Source organism: Saccharospirillum sp. MSK14-1 (genome assembly GCF_003054965.1).
Taxonomy (GTDB): domain Bacteria; phylum Pseudomonadota; class Gammaproteobacteria; order Pseudomonadales; family Natronospirillaceae; genus Saccharospirillum.
Genome location: NZ_MIES01000026.1, coordinates 842740 through 862819, shown reverse-complemented (window position 1 = coordinate 862819; position 20080 = coordinate 842740). Strand labels below are relative to the sequence as shown.

The 20080-nt window shown below is 56.8% G+C and carries 6 protein-coding genes; all 6 read right to left on the bottom strand.

Annotated elements, in window-relative coordinates:
- Positions 1 to 22 precede the first annotated feature (22 nt).
- From BGP77_RS07910 to BGP77_RS07885, 6 genes are read right to left on the bottom strand one after another with little or no spacing between them, the layout of a single operon-like run.
- The gene (locus BGP77_RS07910; RefSeq protein WP_108164162.1) at positions 23 to 4510 is read right to left on the bottom strand and encodes a protein kinase; all 4488 of its coding nucleotides are present in this window, start codon (positions 4508 to 4510) and stop codon (positions 23 to 25) included.
- Between the two features lie 13 nt (positions 4511 to 4523).
- Positions 4524 to 5273 (bottom strand): PP2C family serine/threonine-protein phosphatase, encoded by a 750-nt coding sequence (locus BGP77_RS07905; RefSeq protein WP_199224215.1) that lies wholly within the window; start codon positions 5271 to 5273, stop codon positions 4524 to 4526.
- A 19-nt stretch (positions 5274 to 5292) separates the two neighbouring features.
- Entirely contained in the window at positions 5293 to 6195 is a 903-nt protein-coding gene (locus tag BGP77_RS07900; protein ID WP_108164161.1) for an adenylate/guanylate cyclase domain-containing protein, read from the bottom strand.
- 26 nt (positions 6196 to 6221) lie between these two features.
- Complete coding sequence (locus BGP77_RS07895; protein WP_108164160.1) at positions 6222 to 6794, bottom strand: hypothetical protein; 573 nt, start codon at positions 6792 to 6794, stop codon at positions 6222 to 6224.
- Between the two features lies 1 nt (position 6795).
- The gene (locus BGP77_RS07890) at positions 6796 to 17634 is read right to left on the bottom strand and encodes a filamentous hemagglutinin N-terminal domain-containing protein (protein WP_158269312.1); all 10839 of its coding nucleotides are present in this window, start codon (positions 17632 to 17634) and stop codon (positions 6796 to 6798) included.
- Positions 17612 to 19417: a ShlB/FhaC/HecB family hemolysin secretion/activation protein gene (locus tag BGP77_RS07885; protein WP_108164158.1), complete on the bottom strand. Its 1806-nt coding sequence runs from the start codon at positions 19415 to 19417 to the stop codon at positions 17612 to 17614. Before BGP77_RS07885 ends, BGP77_RS07890 begins: the two co-directional genes overlap by 23 nt.
- Between the last annotated feature and the right edge of the window lie 663 nt (positions 19418 to 20080).

Sequence of the window (20080 nt, the reverse complement as noted above, 5' to 3'; positions counted from 1 at the left end):
TATTCCCGTCACTCAATTTTGGTTACTGACTCACCGTCTGCAACGCAGGCGGTTGTACGTTTTCCAGTAACAACCGGAAGCCGGTAATGCTATCGGCCGAACCGCTGTAAGCACGAGAGAATTCCAGACCACATTCGGCATGAGGATCCTGGAACGATCCACCAATCGCCAATTGGCGATTACCATCAAACACCACTTCCTGAGCGTTGCCAATGACGTTCTGTAAACCCCAGCCGTTCTGGTGACCGGTCGAAACGCGGTTCATCTGATCGCCTTTGAGTATCTGGCCGCCCAAACGTACCCGACAATTATAGTCGCGCGGTGGCGGTTGACCGGCGGCATCGGCTGCGTAATGCCACTCTTCTGCCGTCGGCAGTCGATACGGTTGTCCGGTGCGCTCGGCCACCCACTGCACATAGTCGTTAATTTGCTGATAATTCAAACCGGTGCGAGGCAAGTCTTTATCCAACGCATCATTCACCGGGCACTGGCCGCTTAAGAAACAGTATTTATTGTAGTCTTCGTTAGAAATTTCGTACTTGCTCATCGCAAAACCGGCGCCGCCGGCGTTGCCGGGCACCACAACCATCAACGGACCGCGAACCTGATCGTGCAGCATATCAAAACAGATGGCTCGCGCCCGGCGACCGTAGCCACCCAGGTCTTCCGTACAGGGACGCGAACTGTTCACCGGCGACCAGGCTTGCGCTGAAATATCCGCGCCGGTCAGCTGCGACTGATCACGCAGAGTACGAATGTCGACATCGCGCTGCAAAATACGCCCTTGCCAACGCTGCTGCGCCATCTGTTCACTGAGCGTCGCGATGGCGCTGCGGTAATCCAGATTGTCGGTCCACATCTGCCGCGCTTCCGACAATTCCGTACGCGCCTGCTCATATTCCTGAGCCTCCAGACTGGCCTCGAACATCGCAAATTGTTCCTCGGCCTGCGCAATTCGGGCGGTGAGATCTTTTTCGAAATCGAGCACCTCCGGATGTTCCGGTAAGCGCGCCTTGGACGATTCCAGAATATTGCGCGCCTCCGACAAACGACCGGTCTGCAACGCCACCCGAGCAGTCCGGCCATCGGTCCAGGGCGCAGGCGCCAGTTCCGCACGCAACTGCGTTAATTGAGCGCTGCCCGGGAATAAAATACTGGCCCGGGTTGCCAGGCTTTCACCCTGCTTGCGATCGGTGTCTGCCAAGTCCATAACGCGCTCAACCAGCATGGCAATGTACTGACGTTCCAAATCGGGATAACGCGCTGGCGCAAAGGTGCGAATTTCATCAATCATCACCTGAGCGGCCGGCGTATCAAAGTGATCGGAATCGGCGAACAAACCATTCAGTTCTTCGATGTTGCCTTCCACCAAATACTGCTCACGGGTGTTCTGCAACAGCAAATCATTCGGCGAATTATCGAGGCCGCGATCGGCCATCCGAACCGCTTCGCGATAGTCGCCGTCCGACCCCAATTCTTCGGTCAATTCCAGATAGGCTTCAGCCATGGCATCGGCCGCGGTAATGGTCAGGAACGGATCATCACTGTCGAGATAGGCGCGTAATTCGGCCAATGTCCGTTCGGCGTCATCCACCGCTCGCGCTTCCGCCTGCACCAGCAAATCGCTCTGCATACCCTGAATCCGAGCTTGCTCAGCGGCGGCTTCGCGCTCCACCAAAAATTCGTTGTAGGCGGTCTGGATGCGTGACCGCGCCGTCCCCAGTTGCGGCTCGTTCAACGCAAAACGGTCGATACGATCAAGCACCGCTTCCGCCAGACTGAAACGACGCTCTTCTTCCAACTGCGCAATGTAATCGAGATAGAGTTCCGCAATGTCGTCGCGCGCTTGCACCAGCGTCGGATCATTGCGACCCAGAAACGCCTGCAATCGATTCAACACTCCGTACAACTGCGCTTCCCAGACGGTATCCATCTGCGCGCTTTGTAACTGTTCCTGCAATCGCAGCTGCCATTGTTCGATCGCCTGATCGCGCGGTAAATCGGGGTGCGACAAATTCAACGCCAGCAATAAATCCTGATTCTCCGGCTGCAACACACTGTCTTCATCCAGCGCTGTATTGGCCAACGGCTGCGCCAGATTCGACAGCGCTTGCAAGGCTCGATCACCCGGTGCCAATTGCGATAGCTCGACAATGGCATCGTGCTGATCCACGAACGATTGCCAGCTCACCGGTCGCGCCGTCTGTTCACCAAATTGCTGCTGCAATTGCGCGATGCGGGTTTGGCGTTGTTGCTGTTGGCGCGCCAGCGTCAGACGGTCACGTGTATTGATCAAATCGATGTCTTCGGGCATGTGCGTCATGCCCACATCGAGATACTCAGCAGCGTCATCCAGTTCGTTGAGATTGATCGCTTCCTGAGCGACGGTGGCGTACAAATCCGGCACCCGAGGGTCACTCATCAGACTGTGTTGCGGTGCCACGGCCGTTACTCTATCGAGCACATCGACGATGCTGTCGCCCTCACCGGTCGGCAACAAACGCTCATTGGCCAGCGCCTGGTTCAGCTGCTGACTGAGTTGATGCAGGTAACGATTGCGCTCTAACTCCAAGGCGCTGCGCTGAGTTTCCAGCGCCACCGAATCCGGATACAGCCGTTCCATTCGTGCCAGTTCGCGCTCAGCCTGATCAAAGCCATAACGCTGCTCGTCCAGATTCACCACGCGTTCGATGCGGCTGCGGAAATAGTCCTGGAAAATATCGCGGCCACTGTCGGTGATGCGGTTTTGCGCATTCACATCCAATTCCGACAGCAAACCGATGGTCTCCTCCAACACCTGCGGTTCACCTGTCAAAACGTCATCGATGATGCCTTCGATGCGCCGGTTATCGAGATAATTCATCACCGGATTGTAGGCCGCAATCGCAAAAATCAGACTGAATGCCGGGCCGACCACCCAAGGGTTACGGTACCAGGTGGCCTTGCCTTCCAGCTCTTCGAGGAAGTCATCAACGGTTTCGGTGCGGTTCTCTTTTTCAAACGCCAGACCGTGCAACAGGCCACGCCATTGACGTTTTTTCAGACCTTTAATGGGCGCCGGAATCAGGTTGGCGTCCATCGCCTTGGCGGCGGATTTTTTATTAAAGGGGTGATAACCGGTCAGCAGTTCGTAGGCCACACAAGCCAACGCATAAAGATCGTCCTGGGTTGACGGGTCTTTGCCTTGCAACATTTCCAGCGACGCATAAGCCGGTGTTAAAGCACCCAAAGAACCGGCGTCAAAATCGTCCTCTATCTGAGTGGTCGTGGTGGTGGTCGTTGCAGTGGTGTCGTCGTCCTCACGCGGGTCGACAAAACCGGGCACCGTGCCTGTGGTTTTGCTGCCCGACTCGTCTTCATCATCAGACACCCGCACGTTAATCGCCCGGGCAATACCGAAATCGAGCGTTTTAACAATGCCGTCGTCGCATAAAAAGGCGTTACCGGGTTTGAAATCCGAATGCACAATGTTGCGCTGATGCGCGTACGACAACGACGCACCCAGCTGTTTAATAATCGGAAAAGCTTCGTCGAATGGCAGACCGCCGCGTGGACGAACCACCTTACGAATAAAGGTATCGAGCGGCTTACCGATCAGCAATTCCATGGTGATAAACACCTGGGTGCCGGTCATGCCAATGCGGTCGAAATCGTAAACCGTGACGATGTTCGGGTGCGCCAGTTTTTGCTGACGGCTGGCTTCGCGCTGCAAGGCAACGAAGGCTTTGGGGTGGGCGCGAAAATCTTCGGTTAAGACCTTCATCGCTACAAAAGGATTGTTATCGCTCGCTTCCACCTTGAGCAAATCACGCGCCTGGAACACCTTACCCATGCCACCGGCGCCGAGCACTTTATCGAGAATAAAACGGTCTTTAATGATCGAGCCCGGACCGAGGTTTTGCAGTTGCGGGCTGGTCGAACCGGGAACGTCCCAGGAACGTTGCGAGGTGCTGGAGGTGGTCGGTGCCGACGACTGACTGGTCGCACTGGTGTTGATCATGGTGCGGTCGTCGTCTTCGTCATCGTCCTGTGGCGTGGCGATGACGGTCATCTGGGTGTCGTCGGGCTCATCGTTATTGGCACCCGGGCCCGGATCCGCCACGACCGTCAGCTGTGTATCGTCCGGCACATCTTTATCCACCGGATGCGCGTCCGCCAGTACCGTGAGCTGTTCTTCATCGGGCACGTCGTCATCGGCTTGCGGTGGCTGTGCAATAACGGTTTCGTCTTCGCTGTCATCGTCCGGCTGTTGCGCCGATGGGTGGGCGACCACCGTGGCGTCTTCGGCCCCCACATCGTCATCGTTCAAGGCGTCCGCACAGGCGACGCGCACCCGCTCGGCGAGCGTCGGAGACAACCACCCCTGCGCCACGGCCTCATCCAATGCAGCCTTCCACTGGGCATCACTGAATGCGCCCTGTTTCATCAGGCTGGGCAACATGGACTGCAATTCCGGCAACGCCAACTCGTTGGCAGACAGGTCTTGCAGCAGTCGATGAGGGGTAACCATGGCGACTCTCGCTCTAATTAATCTCGACGACAACGACGGTCACGTTGTCTTTGGCACCGCGCTCCAGTGTCAGATCGACCAGCGATCGGCACACTGACTTCGGCGCTTCATTGGCCAGCATCTGGCCAATTTCGTCGTCTTCCAGATGACGGTTCAAGCCATCGCTGCACAACAAGTAGCGATCGCCCGGCTTAAACTCACAGACATCGGCTTCCAGAAATAACTCGTCCTGACTGCCCACCGCCCGGGTGATGATGTTGCGCTCCGGATGTGAGCGCGCCTGTTCACGGGTAATGATGCCCTGCCGAACATAGGCTTCGACCTGCGAATGGTCAGTCGACAACTGCGTCAGGCTGCCCTCGCGCCAGCGATAAATACGGCTGTCGCCGGCCCACAAAATAGCGCCCATGTGCGCCGATTCAGCAATCAAAATGGCGATGGTGCTGCCGATGATATGACGTCGACCGTCGTTCTGGTTAGCGCGGGTCAGTAAGTGTTCATTCACCTGCTCAACAGCGTCTTCAAGCCGATCCAAACGTTTGGCCAACGGTCCTTCCATGGGCGTGGAGCGCAATGTTTCGACGATCATGCGGCTGGCAACATCGCCGGCATCATGGCCACCCATGCCATCGGCCACCACCCACAAACCCTGCTGCGGTAAATCCAGAAAGGCATCTTCGTTCACTTCGCGCACCCGTCCGCGGTCGGTCAGACCACAGGAACGAGCAAATTCGGTTGACGTTGCGTCCGTCATTTCGGTCATGGTGCTACCCTCCGTGGCATCAGCCTTCCAATTGGAACCGAATCAGTTCCTGCGGGTTGTTGTCCAACGCCCGCCCCAGGCTGATCACACCAGTGCCGGTTAACACCATCTCATCACGACGGACATACACCGGTTCAGCCCCTTCTAACTGCACATAGGTGCCGTTGGTGCTTTGGTCGATCAGCACAAACCGATCGCGGCGCAATTCAATGCGCACGTGCTGGCGCGACGCCAGCGCCTCGGCGACCGGTATATCGCAGGTCGCACTGCGACCAAGAATGGCCGATTCGCGATCGTGATTCAGTTGAATCACGCTGTCCTGATACGCCAACTGCAAGTGCGCGCTTTGACCCATGCTGGCCGACACCGACGCCACATCAACCTGCATGCGCGTCACGTCTTCTTCCTGCCAAATGATCTCGGCGATTTCCATTTCGCCCTTGCCTTTAATGGAGGCGTAATCGACCACCCGAGCGTTGTCACGCAGCATGGCGGGCAACAATTTAACGCTGTCGGCGGTGGTGATGATCTGCCGCGATTTTGCCTGCGACGCCATCCGCGCCGAGACGTTCACCGCATCGCCATGAACGTCGCCGTCTTCGAGCACACAGGGCCCAAAGTGGTAGCCCACACGAATGGTGACGGGCACTTCGTTAACGTTATCCGCAATCGCTTCTTCCATGGTTTCCTGCATGTCGCAGGCCGCTTTGGTTGCGGTTTCGACGTCATCAAAGGTGCACATGATTTCGTCGCCAATCATCTTAATGACGGTGCCTTTATAGCGCGCCACCACTTCAGCCAGCAGATCCAGAGTGACGCTGACAATCTGTCGAGCGCGCTCATCTCCGAGGGTGTCGTATAGCCGGGTGCTGCCGACAATATCGGCGAACAAAATGGCTAACTTTTTGGTTTGGGCTGACATGGTTCAAGCTTCCTTCGTGTTCTGCCTTACTCAATCGGTAAGGGCTGGTTAAGATCTTCGAATCGGCTCAGGGTAATGTCCTCATTCGGAAACGGCACCTGAGGGCCAACAACGATTTCGTCAATTTCAAACTGGTCCGACCATACACCTTCGAGTTCGTCTCGATCGATGTTAGCCGTCACCACGGCAATGGTTTGCTGCATCTGCACCTGTTCGCGCAGCAGCGTCTCGTAACGCTCACGCAGCGGGTCATCCGCCGGCAATTCGCGCTCAGTCAACAGCTCGCTCAATTCATCACGCATGTGCTGCATTTCCTGCTCGTTCAGTGCCGTCACGCAGTGGGCTTCTTCCGCGCAGGCCGCCAGCGCTAACGCCAGGCCTGCCTGAACGTCTTCGAGCAGTTCAATTTCCTCGGCCAGCGTCACCACCGGTGCCGTCTCGACGTCTGTGTCTGCTTCCGCCTCGGTGTCTGCCTCACGTCCATCTTCGGCCAACACCTCTGGCTGCGCGTCCTGCGCCGACTCATCCGGCAATGGCAGGTCTTCTGCCATCACCAGCGGCCAGTACATCCAGATCAGCGCACAGACAAGTCGTTTCATATCAATCCAACAAGGTTTCCAATTCAGACTCGGCGCGGCTCGCCACCGCCAGCGTGCTTTCAATAATTTCGTTCAACCGCTGCTCGGTTAAGTCCAGGCCGGTGGCTTCGGCAAACTGCGCCCGACGGTCGGCATTAAACTGCAAGTTTTCCAGGAATCGAACCCGAGTGTAGATGGTTTCAATCACCGCCAACTGACGCTCCACCGCTTCCATATCAATTTCCTGATCGGTGCCGAGTTCTTCGTCCATCAACTCTTCAAAACCGGTGAACGATTGCAGGTCGGCTTTGTAGGTCGAGAACTCCGACTGCTGAGCACGGAAACCCGCCAGCAAGGTCTGAATCTGTTCACGGCGCTGGGCATCGCTGGTGGTGGTTAACTCACCTTCCAAGCGGTCGATGCGTTCTTGCAGATCATCAATCGAGGCCGTTAATTCCTCCGCCGTGACATCTGGCGTACACCCTTCAATTTCTTCGCACTGCGCGAACGCCAGAGCCACACCTTCACCCATGCGACCAAATAACGTCAGGTCTTCTTCAAAGAGCGCCAGGTCGATCACCTCGATGGCACGCACACCGAGCACCGCGGCAGCCGGATTACTGAAGTTCACCGACACGCTGACCAGATCCAGACCCAACCGATTGATAAAGGCGCTGGTGTTGGTGGTCAGCGGAACACCTTCGGCATCCGACAGACTGCTCGGCTCCGACGTCAGCTGCTGTTCTTCACTGACGGCCAGTTCGAAGCTGCCACCGTTAAAATCCAGAATCAGGTTGTCAGACTGACTCACACCACCGGCCGCAATGATCTGCCCACTTTGAGCTTCAACCAGCGTCTCAGCGTTAACGATGACATTGCCCGAGCCGGTCAAACCGCCACAGACGGCGCAGTCGTTGCCCACTGCAACAAAGCTGACGCCTTTGCCGGTGTTAATGGATGCACCGGTCAGGATTATTTCTGACGCCATCAAAATCAGGTTACCGCCGGTCTGAATGGCATCGCTGATGGTTAACCGGTTGGCGTTGATGTCGAGGTTGTTGTAATTCGCATTCAACGGCAGCGTTCCCGGCGTGATCAAGGCGCCGATAAAGAGGTTGCCGGTGTAGTTGATCAGGTCGGGCAACGACAGATCCGCGCCGCTGACACTCATATCGCCTGCACTGAGATCGTCGCGATGCGGAATGCTCAGCGCACCGCTGCCCAGCACCTGACCCTGAGTCAGCGTCTGCCCGGCGGTGTAGTGCCAGCGATTGTCGTTGCCGCGCAGGTCGATATCACCGGCGTACTGACCATCGGAGGTAAAGGTGTTGGTACCACCGGCGCCGCTGATCAGGGTATCGAAGCCATCGAAGGTGAAGGTATCGCCACCCACGCCCAGGGTGCCGCTGTCGTCGCCATTGAGCGTCCAGGTGGTGGAACCGCTGACGCTGCCGCGCAGCAGGTCACCATCGCCAATCAGGCTCTGGATGTTACTGAACCCCTGACCGAAAACCAGCGTGACCGCGCTGCTGGTTCCCGACACATCGTAGGTATTGGTGCCAGCGCCGCCATTGATCTGACCGTTCACCGCGCCGGTGCCGAGTCGGTTAAAGGTATCGTCACCATCACCGCCCACCAGGTTGCCGGCGTAACTGCCGCTGATATTAAAGGTATCGCCGACGTCGCCACCGCCCAGTTCGGAGAAACCATCGAACGACGCCGTGCTCGACAAATCGGTGCTGTCGAGTGTGCCACTGTCGGTACCGGTCACTGCCCAGCTGTTGGCTGCGGTGTCATACCCTTGCAGCCGATCAGCACCGCTGCCGAGCAATTGAATGTTGGTGCTGTCGAGCGTCAGTCCATTCAGGTCGAGCGTTACCGCCGAACCACCGGCCTGGTTGATGGCCAGCGTCAATGGATCACCCGCGGTCAGCGTGGTGCCTGCGGTAAAGCCCAGCGTGTTTTGAGCATGCAACGACAGGGCATTATTGGTGTCGATGTCCGTGAAAGTGATGTCACCGGCATCCACATCGAGCGACGCCAGGGCGGTGCCACCCCCGACAGCGCCATCAAAGGTCACATCGCCATCACCGGTGGTAATGGTCAGGTCATGCGTGCCGTCGACGGTGCTGGTGAATGACACATCGGCGTCATCCGTTGCTAAGGTGGTGTTGTCAGCCAGGGTGACAGCGCCGTCATAGGTTTGCGTACCGGCACCGGTATCAATTGTTGCACCCAGGCTAATGCCGCCGCTGCCGGAGGTGAGCGACAGGTCATGGTTACTGGTGAAATCGCCCTCAATGGTGATGCTGCCGGTGCCGGTGTTGGCAAGCGCTAAATCGTAATTCGCGGTAAAGCCATACAGGATGATGTCGCCGCTGTGGTTATCCTGCCCAACCTGGAAGTTGGCCGCGCTGTTAAAACTGAAGCCCGCGCCGATGTTGTACAGAGCGCCGCCACTGGCCGCACCCGGGCACGACGCATCGCTGCACAATTCCAGACTGGCGGTGCTGTCTTGCGGTGCCAAGGTAATGGTGCCGGTCCCGGCATCCAACTCCAGATCACCGCCCAGGCTCAGATCATCGGTGATCAAGTCGATATCGCCATTGGCGGTGGTGCTCAAGGTAATGGTCGCGCCGCCGCCGGACGTAATGGTAGCGGCGTTCAAGACGATGTTGGCGGCCGTCAGCGATAAGCCATCGACCAAGGTCAAGGTGCCGTCGGCGTCTTGCAGGTCGAAATCGCCACCCAGGTTGACGGTGCCGCCGAGGTTAACGTCACTGGCGTGGGTAATGGTCAGGCTGTCCGAACCGGTGACTGAGCCGGTGAAATTGATGTCGCCTGAATCACTGGTCAGTTGGAAATCGCCGGTCAGTTCAACGTTGGACGAATAGGTCTGATCAAATTCGGTGTGCACCTCACCGCCTTCAAAAATGGCGTCGCCGCTGGCACCCGGGTTGATGATTAACGCACCGCCATTGGAGCCATCAAGGTTACCGGTGATGTTGATATCACCGTCGTTAATCACCAGCAGTTCGTAATCAAAAACGATGCCTTCCAAGGTGATGTCTGCGGTGTGATCGTTGCTGCCAAACTGAATGGCATCGGCGGTAATCGACAAATCATTCAAATCATAAACGGTTTGGTAGGCACCCGTATCACAGGCACCACCGCGACAGATTTGAACCGTATTGGTATCGGTGGATGGCGCCAAAGAGACCTGGCCGCTGCCCGCATTAATCGTCGTGCTGCCACCCACGGTTAATAAGTCATCCACATTCAGCGTAATATCACCGCTGCCATTGGCACTGGTATCCAGGCTGATGCCGCTGAGCAAGGTTAATCCGCTTACGGTGAAATCAATGCTGTGCGCATCAATGGCGCCACCCAAGGTGGTGGTGCCGTCGCCATTGTGTTGGGTGAACGTATTGGCCAAATTGATGGCATCGAACTGGCTGTCATTGGCGTCTGTGATGGTGAGGTTATTCAACGCCGTGCCGCCACCAATAGCGCCGGTAAATTCGAGGTTGCCGTTGCCACTGTTCAACGTCAGTGACTGAGCACCACTGGAGTCGCCATCAACCGTACCATCGACAGTGATGTCGGCATTCGTTGCTGTCAGGCTGATGTCATTGAACAAGATCACCGCACCGGTGTAATCCTGGTTACCGGTGGTTTCGACATTGGCGTTCAAGTTGATGGCATTGGCTGTCACGTTCAGCGCCGCCAGGTTTTCATCCACACCCACGGTACTGCCAAAACTCACCGGGCCGGTTCCGGCATCAATGATGAGGGAGTGATCGCCATCGACGGTATCGCTGAAATCCACCGCGCCATTGGCGGTTAACGTGACGTCATCAGTGAGCGTCACAATGCCGTTGTAGTCTTGGCCGCCGGTGGTCGTAACATCGTGGTTCAGATCGAATTCGTCGGCGTTCACGGCCAGGGTGGTTAACGCCGTACCGCTACCCAGATTCCCACCAAAGTTGATCGCACCCGCACCGGCATTCAACACCAGCGCACCCGCGCCATCGATGCTGGAACCAAAGGTGATGTGGCTGGTGTTGGACGTGCTTAAGGTAGCATCGCCGGTGAGCGTGACCGCCTGCTGATAATTCTGTTGATTGAGCGTCGTAACATCGCCGCCCAACTGGGTCTCACCTTCGACATCCAGAAACTCAAGCTGGTTGGTGGTGCCCACATTACCGGTGAACGTCGCCGTCGCGTTTTCAATATCCAGCGTCAGTGATTCGGTGCCATCGCCATTGCCATCGACGCTGCCATTGAAAGTGATAGCGTCGTTGGTGGTATCCAATCTAATGTCGTTCATCAAGGTCACGTTGCCGGTGTACGTCTGGCTGCCGGTGGTAGTGATGTCCTGACTCAGTTGGATGTTGGTTTCAGTGAGCGTGAAATCGTTGAGTCCACTCAGGCTTTGGTAACTGAAATCGCCCCCATCAACATCGATGCCTAAATTAAATCCAGCACCCACCAGATTATTACTGAAGGTGATGTCGTTGCCTGTGCTGTTCAGATCGACGTTGCCTGCCAACGTGACGATGCCGGTGTACGTCTGAAGTCCGGTCGTGGTGACGTTGCCGGCCAGCGACGAAGTACCGGACACATCCAGACTGGCGCTGTTGATTTCGCCCTGCGCATCCAGATTGCCATCGACGTCCACCGCACCCAAAGCCGTGGCGTCATCCCCCAGGGTCAGGTTGCCATCCACATTAAACGCGTTGTTATCACCGGTCAGCGTCGAACCAAACGCAATGGCCGTCCCATTGAGGGTGCGAACACCCACAAGGTCTACCGCGCCGGTGTACGTCTGTGTTCCGCTGGTGGTCACATCCGCCGCCAGGTTAGACGTACCGGTCACGTCCAGGCTGTCGGTATTGGTGATGGCGCCATCCAGATCCAAATTGCCGCCAACGTCCAAGTCGCCAAAGTTGCTCGTCGCACCACCCAAAGTCAGATTGTGCAGTACGTTCAGGTTGTTGCCGTTGCCGGCCAGGGTGCCGTTGAAGGAGACCGTCGTGCCATCCAGCGTGCGACTGCCGGTAATCGTCGACGCGCCGTTGTACGTCTGAACACCGTTGGTGGTGACATTGCCATTCAACGCAATGTCGCTGCCGGTTACCGTCAGGTCATCCAACGCCGTGGTGTTGCCAATCGCGTTCGCGAAAGTAACGTCCGCCGTGCCCGCATTAACGGTCAGATCGTGGCTGCCATTGATGGTGCCACCAAAACTGATGTTGTCGTCGTCGGCATCCAAATCAACGCCCGACGCCAAGGTCACATTGCCCTGATAGTTCTGAGTCCTATTGGTGGAAATATTCGCGGCCAGATTGGCGGTACCAGAAACATCAATGCTGTCGGTGTTGGTAATGGCACCGGTCAAACTGGTCAGATTACCATTCACATCCAACAAACCGATGTTGGACGTACCACCACTGCCCAGACTCAGATCACCATTCACGATGAGGTTGTTGGTCGAGTCGCCCGTCAGTGAAGTGGTAAAGGTCACCAGGGATGCCGTCAGCGTACGCTCACCGTTCAGATCGACCGCGCCACTGTAGGTTTGGCCGCCGGTAGTACTGACATCGGCCGCCAGATCGGCAGTGCCATCAACCCTTAGGCTGCCACTGTTGGTGATGTCAGCATTGAGGTCGAGATTGCCGGTAACTCTGAGGTCGGCGAAATCGCTGGTGGCACCGTTCAGCGCCAGGTTGCCGGTGATATCGAGATCGTTGTTGTTGCTGGTGAGGGTATCGCTGAACGTCACCAGGCTACCGGCCAGTACCCGATCACCCTCCATGGTGGCCGTGCCGGTGTAGGTTTGTGCGCCCGAGGTTGTGACGTCGGCGGCGAGGTTGGAGGTGCCACTAACGTCCAGTGCAGTGAGGCCACTGGCTGCGCCATCCAAATCCAGGTTGCCGATGATATCGAGGCTATCGTTGTCTCCGCCATCGCCAGAAACCGCGCTAACGAACTGAACATCGGTACCTGCGGTCAGAATACGGTCGCCGTTTAATGTGACTGCGCCGCTGTAAGTTTGCTTACCGGTCGTCGTGACGTCGGCGGCCAAATTGGACGTGCCACTGACATCTAAAGCAGTGAGGTCACTCGCTGCGCCATCCAAATCTAAGTTACCAGCGACATCGAGGCTATCGTTGTCTCCGCCATCGCCAGAAACCGTGCTAACGAACTGAACGTCGGTACCCGCGGTCAGAATACGGTCGCCGCTTAATGTAACTGCGCCGCTATAAGTTTGCTTACCGGTCGTTGTAACGTTGGCGGCTAAATTCGCAGTGCCGCTGACGTCCAGTGCTGTGAGGCCGCTGGCTGCGCCGTCCAAATCTATGTTGCCAGCGATATCGAGACTGTCGTTATCACCACCGTCGCCAGAAACCGCGCTAACGAACTGAACATCGGTACCCGCGGTCAGAATTCGATCGCCGCTTAATGTAACTGCGCCGCTGTAAGTTTGCTTACCGGTCGTCGTAACGTTGGCAGCCAAATTCGCAGTGCCGCTGACGTCCAGTGCTGTGAGGCCGCTGGCTGCCCCATCCAAATCCAGGTTGCCGGTGATATCGAGGCTATCGTTGTCTCCGCCATCGCCAGAAACCGCGCTAACGAACTGAACATCGGTACCCGCGGTCAGAATTCGATCGCCGTTTAATGTAACTGCGCCGCTGTATGTTTGCTTGCCGGTCGTCGTAACGTCGGCCGCCAAATTCGCTGTGCCGCTGACGTCCAGTGCAGTGAGGCCACTGGCCGCACCATCCAAATCCAGGTTACCGGTGATATCGAGACTGTCGTTATCACCACCATCGCCAGAAACCGTGCTAACGAACTGAACATCGGTACCCGCGGTCAGAATACGGTCGCCGTTTAATGTGACTGCGCCGCTGTATGTTTGCTTACCGGTCGTCGTGACGTCGGCGGCCAAATTGGACGTGCCACTGACATCTAAAGCAGTGAGGCCACTGGCCGCACCATCCAAATCCAAGTTGCCATCGATATCGAGACTGTCGTTATCACCACCGTCGCCAGAAACCGTGCTAACGAACTGAACATCGGTACCTGCGGTCAGAATACGGTCGCCGTTTAATGTGACTGCGCCGCCGTAGGCTTGCTTACCGGTCGTCGTGACGTCGGCGGCCAAATTGGACGTGCCACTGATATCTAAAGCAGTGAGGCCACTCGCCGCGCCATCCAAATCCAGGTTGCCATCGATATCGAGGCTGTCGTTGTCTCCGCCATCGCCAGAAACCGTGCTAACGAACTGAACATCGGTACCCGCGGTCAGAATTCGATCGCCGCTTAATGTAACTGCGCCGGTGTAAGTTTGCTTACCGGTCGTCGTAACGTCGGCCGCCAAATTCGCAGTGCCACTGACATCCAGTGCAGTGAGGCCACTCGCCGCGCCATCCAAATCCAGGTTGCCATCGATATCGAGACTGTCGTTATCACCACCGTCGCCAGAAACCGCGCTAACGAACTGAACATCGGTACCCGCGGTCAGAATACGGTCGCCGTTTAATGTGACTGCGCCACTGTAGGTTTGCTTACCGGTCGTCGTGACGTCGGCGGCCAAATTGGACGTGCCACTGACATCTAAAGCAGTGAGGCCACTCGCCGCGCCGTCCAAATCCAGGTTGCCATCGATATCGAGGCTGTCGTTATCGCCACCGTCGCCAGAAACGGTGTTAACGAAATGAACATCCGTGTTGGTGGTCAGAATCCGGTCGCCGTTTAATGTGACCGCACCGCTATAGGTTTGAGTACCCGATGTGGTGACGTCGGCGGCCAGATTCGCATCACCGCTGACACTCAAGCTGGTGATCTCAGTCAGCGCACCATCCAAATCCAGATTACCGGTAATGGCTAGGCTGTCATCACCATCGGCGTCGTTACCAGAAACCGACGAGGCAAAATTCACCGACGACCCAGCCAATGTCCGATCGCCTTCCAACATCACACTGCCGTTATAGGTTTGCGTGCCAGCGGTCGTAATGTCTTGGCTCAGCGTCAGGTTGGTTTCGGTTATCGCCAGATCATTCAGATTGTTCAGTGCCTGATAACTGAAATCCCCGCCATCAACATTCACCGTCAGGTTGTTGCCAGCGGCATCCAGATCGCCGTTAAAATCGACGTTGCTATCGCCACTGTCCAGTGTGGTATTGGCGCCTAATTGAAGGGCACCGTTATAGGTTTGGCCGCCGGCGGATGTCGTGACGTTGTCGTTAAATTTAATGGTGCCTGCTGTCGCGGTCAGGCTGCCAATGGTCACCGCATCGGAATCGGTGCCATCGCCAAAGGTCACCGTGCCGGTGCCCGCGGTCAGCGTCAGGCTGAACGCGCCATCGACGCTGCCGTTAAACGTAATATCGCTGTTATTGGTTGCCAGTTGCACACCGGTATTCAGCGTCACGTCACCGGTGTAGATCTGGCTGCCCGTGCTCGCGGTCGTGGTGGTGATGTCGTCGAACAGATTGATGGTGGTGGCCGTCACTTCCAGGCTGCCGACATTCACATCGTCGTCATCACCGCCGTTGCCGAACGACACAGTATCGTCCCCGGCATTCACCGCCAGGTGGTGCGCGCCACCAATCGTTGAGTTAAAGGTGATAGCGCTGTCGATGGCCGTCAGAGTAACGGCATCGGTCAAGGTAACCGCACCGCCATAGGTCTGAGTGCCGGCGGTGGAAACATCGGCCCCCAGGCTGGAGGCACCGGTTACGTTCAGGCGCGTCAAACTGCTCAGATTCGCCAGTGCATTGAGATCGAGGTCGCCGTTAACCTCCAGCTCACCAATACCACTGCCTTCGTCATCCAGATCGAGGTTGCCGTTGATCGTCAGGTCGCTGCCATCGCCGGTCAAAGTGCCCGCAAAATTCACCGTGCTGCCACCGAGCGTGCGTTCACCACTGAGCGTGACGTCGTGGTTATAGGTTTGCGTACCGGTGGTGGTGACGTTCGCGCCCAGCAAGATGTCACCGGCTCCACTCATCGCCACCGCACCATTGCCGGCCGCGATGGCCGAATCCACATCCACGACATTACCCGACAGCGTTACATCGGCACCGGCTTGGCCACCACCGTTTGTCGTCAGCCCGCTGCCAGCAATCGTTAAGGTGCCGGTGCCATTGCTGCCACCGGGCTGGCTGCTGGAATCGGCCTCTAAAACAATAGCGCCGCCTTGAGTGGTAATGCCGGCTTGCAAGTCGATGTTTTGACCCGCTTGCAAGGTAATGCCAACGCCGACATTGTCCATACTGATGGCGGCGTCGCTGTCTTGGGTGATGTCTTGAGTGGCTTGCAGCACCACGCTGCTGCTCTGAGAATTAATCGCGCTGGCCGAAATTACGAACGATTGATCACCGGCATCGTCATCGGTGAAATCAACGACATTGTCGCCATTGAGTTCATCGTCTTCATCGCCCACGCCGGAAACAATTTGAATCGTTTCCGGATCCAGCAACAGCACGCCAAACTCACCCACCATGGCGCTCAAATCAGCAAAGCCGTTGTACGCCAGCTTTTGTTTACCCGAGACTTCGGCAAAACCACCGTCGCCTCCTTCACTACCTCCGCGCGCGGTGAGCGTTCCGGCAAAGCGTGTCCAGTCGTCGGCCCACACGATGATGCGGCCACCGTCACCTAATCGATGAGCGTCGGCATTCAGTAACACGCCCGAACCCACAATCACTTTGTCGGCATTGGGCACGCCGGTACTTTTGCCCTGGTAATCGCCACCGACCAGAATTTCGCCACCGCCCAGTTCGCCACTGGCATCTACACTGGCGTCACCGGTTAAGGCAATCTGGTCACCCAGCAAGTGCACCTGGCCGCCTTGCTGATTGTTAGAGCTGGCTGAAATCTGGCTGCCGTCTTGAACCAGTAAGGTGGAGTCTTCCGCGTGCAGGGTAATCTTGCCGCCGTCGCTATTGGCGTCCATGGCTGACGCATCAATCTGCCCGCTGTTCACCACCGAGTTGTCGCGGCCACCGCTGCCCACCAGGCTGATCACGCCGCCGGTGTTGTCGATACGACCGGCTCTAATAATGCCGTCGTTATTCACGACCTGAGAAAAAATGTCCTGCGCGACCTGGCCTTCCAGCACAATGGTGCCGCCATTGGCCAGCAATTCGCCGGTGTTGGTCAGGGCGCTGTCGGCACCGGAAAGGTTTTCCAGCACCGCTTCGTCGATGGAAAAACGCATCAAACCATCGCCGTCAAAATCGAGTGCAATGCGGTCGCCCACCGCCAGGTTAATACGCCCGGCATGCGCCACGATGTAACCGTGGTTTTCCACCCGTCTGCCCAGCAAGGTCACGCTGCCGCCCGAGGCAGCTTCGATGGTGCCGTGGTTAATCACGCTGCCGTCGGTGCCTTCCTGATGTTCAAAATTCAGCTCACCGTTCAGGAAGTCGGCGGTGTCGATCGCGTGGCCGGACGCCACCAGTGAACCCACACTCAACTGCGCCGAGTCGCCAAAATAAACACCGTTGGGGTTCGCCAGAATCACCTGGCCGTTGGCGTTGATCTGCCCGCGAATAACGCTGACATCGCCATTAAGAATCTGGTTGAGCACCAGCGCCGTGGACGACGGTTGATAGAAGTTAACCGACTCACCGACGTTAACGTCGAAGCTGCCCCACTCCACCACCAGCTTGTCGGAGTTTTGCTGCACGTTCGTGGTGTTGGCATCGGGGCGCGACACACTGCCATCGCCAGCCACCACATCACCGCCGGTTGGGCCAGCGCGACCCAACGATGCCGTGGCGGCCAGAATGGCGGTTGCCAAGGCCGCTCGGGGAAAACGGGCGCGGTCAAAAATTCCAGGCAAGGTCAAACCACAGCCGTGGCTGCGCCTCCTCGTCATCGTTTTGGCTGCCATCGACCACCGGCACCGCAAACTGCAAACGCGATGTCAGTTGATCGGGAATGCCAAAACGAACACCTACACCCAAGGTAGACAGTTGGAACCAGCCTTCCACTTCGCTTAATAACGGATCGTTCTTTTTACCGGTGCTGTGATCGTAAAACACCGACAGTTGCAGCAAATCGCGCCAGCGCCAGCCACCAAAGGCTTCCTGGTCGCCAATTTTCGGCGCCTGAACAATGTATTCCAGCGACAGCAACCCCCCGGTGTCGTACAGCGCGTACGACGACGGGAAACCACGCACATGGTCAGCGCCACCCACGGCATACTGCTCCATGGGCACCAGTAAGTCGGGCGAATACTGAAATTCGGTACGCGCTAAAATCGAGGAATTGTCGGTTATATTCTGCAAACGCGAATAAAACAGCAGCGTTTTCACAAAACTGCCTTCGGCGAAGTCGCCACTGCCGCCACGCCGACTGGGCCGTTCGCCAGCCGGCAAATCTTCGGCGCTCTCGGCATCGCCCATGGCGCCGAGCAAGCCGTTAAAGCCCATCGATACTTCCAGCCCGGCGTAATTCAAACCACCAAAGCGGGTATCGACCGAATCATAATCGGCCGCCAGCGTCATCACCGTCAGCTGGTCTTTATTCGACTGGCTGCCCAACCGGTCGGTCGTGGCCTGCTTCGAGGCAACCTCAAACCGCGATGACAAATTGCGCTCACGACTACGCTGCCAGACGCGTTCCGCGCCCAGGCCGAACTGGTTGGAATCGCCCCGGATATCCAGGTTTTCAAAATCGCCACCCACTGAGAAGGCATTGCGGTTGGCGTAAGCGCTGGCGCGCCAATCGCGATCAATCACGATCTGATAATTGAGTTCAGCAAACAGACTGTTCGCCGGTAACACCGAATGCTGCAACGTCATGCCCAGCTGATCGGCATTGCCGGTTGGGTTATTCCATTGCGCACTGGCACGGCCGCGCCAAACGCCGGTGGTGTCGGAACCGTGGTTATCGGTGCGTACGGTGGCGGTAAAACGTTGCTCGTTAGGCACACGAATCAGCATGTTCGTTTCGCCCACGCGCTGACCAGGCTGAAACATGCCAAAGGCCGTCAGGCCGGGAAAATCGGTCAATACCAGCAACGCCGACTCAGCCTCTTGCTGGCTGACCGGCTCATTGATGAGCGTCTTAAAAGGACGCTGCAGCGTCGCCTCAGAATACAACTGATTCCCTTCCGCCAGAACACGGCCCAGGCGACCTTCTAACACCTCAAGCTTCACGACTCCCTCCGTCACCGTCTGCACTGGCAAAATCGCTTGCGCCAGAATCAACCCACGGCTGCGGTAGTAGTTGACGATGCGGTCGGTAACCGCCTCCAACTGACCAATGGTGAAGCCTTCGGGCCGCTCCAGGCGGGCCTGCTCCACCAATGCTTCAACTTCAGACAGGGCGATACCGTATTCGGGCAGGTCTCTGGCGTTCACCAGTTCAAAGCGCGTAACAGCAATACGTTCGCCTTCATCAACCGCCAGTGGTCGCTCAACAACAGGCGGGATATCCAAAACCGGATTGGCCGATTCAGGTGGAATACGAGGCGAGGGGTTCGGCCGTACTCCGCCGGGTTGCAGACTGTCGGACAGTGGCTCTTGTTCTTCTGCCAGAGCGGGCAACCACAGCCAAGGGCCCGCCAATAGGGGAACACACGCCCAGGCGAGCAGCTTACAACGACTTTTACAACGCCAACTCATCTGCAAACAACTCCTCTTTGAATGCACGGATTCCTTTAATTCCGCTAATAAGTTGGCAATTTGAGTAACTGAAGTATGACTTGTATCACAAAATAGCTTGACAGTTTCAGCACAAAACGGCAATGGGAATTATCAACTGATCGGTCAATATTTGAACGTTTTTTCAATCGACCAGTGATTGAAAGCAAGATAATGAAAAAATGAGCTGGATTTTTGAGAAAAATGGTCTACGCGCCTTTTTGGTGCACCGGATTCCGTTTTTAGTGATTAGGGAGAGGGGGGATTGAGTAGGAGGTCGCTACGCATAGCAAAACAGGAACAGCAGGGCCCGCACACCAGTAACGCCCCCGACCCAACCAATAATGGTGCGCCTGTCGACGGTGCGATCTATATCTTTGAACTTACCAACGACACCCGGTAACAAGGCCACTACCTGAAAGCCAGTAATACGTCGTGAGGGGAGAGGATTGGAGGGTCAGTCATCCTCAACCAAGCGGGTAATCGATTGTTAGTTGGTGCTCTCAATGAAGACAGTACCTCCAACGACGGCCAACACAGTGGCTCGCCAACAGACTGTGGTGCGGTGTATATATTCGAACGAGGGACAGAAAACTGGCAACAAAAGGTCTTCCTGAACGCGAACAACGCCACCGTTTTGATGGC

Bases quoted from the DNA above. Each gene is read 5' to 3' on its own strand.
- BGP77_RS07910 (WP_108164162.1), bottom strand. From the start codon at position 4,510: ATGGTTACCCCTCATCGACTGCTGCAAGACCTGTCTGCCAACGAGTTG.
- BGP77_RS07900 (WP_108164161.1), bottom strand. From the start codon at position 6,195: ATGTCAGCCCAAACCAAAAAGTTAGCCATTTTGTTCGCCGATATTGTC.
- BGP77_RS07905 (WP_199224215.1), bottom strand. From the start codon at position 5,273: ATGACCGAAATGACGGACGCAACGTCAACCGAATTTGCTCGTTCCTGT.
- BGP77_RS07885 (WP_108164158.1), bottom strand. From the start codon at position 19,417: ATGAGTTGGCGTTGTAAAAGTCGTTGTAAGCTGCTCGCCTGGGCGTGT.
- BGP77_RS07895 (WP_108164160.1), bottom strand. From the start codon at position 6,794: ATGAAACGACTTGTCTGTGCGCTGATCTGGATGTACTGGCCGCTGGTG.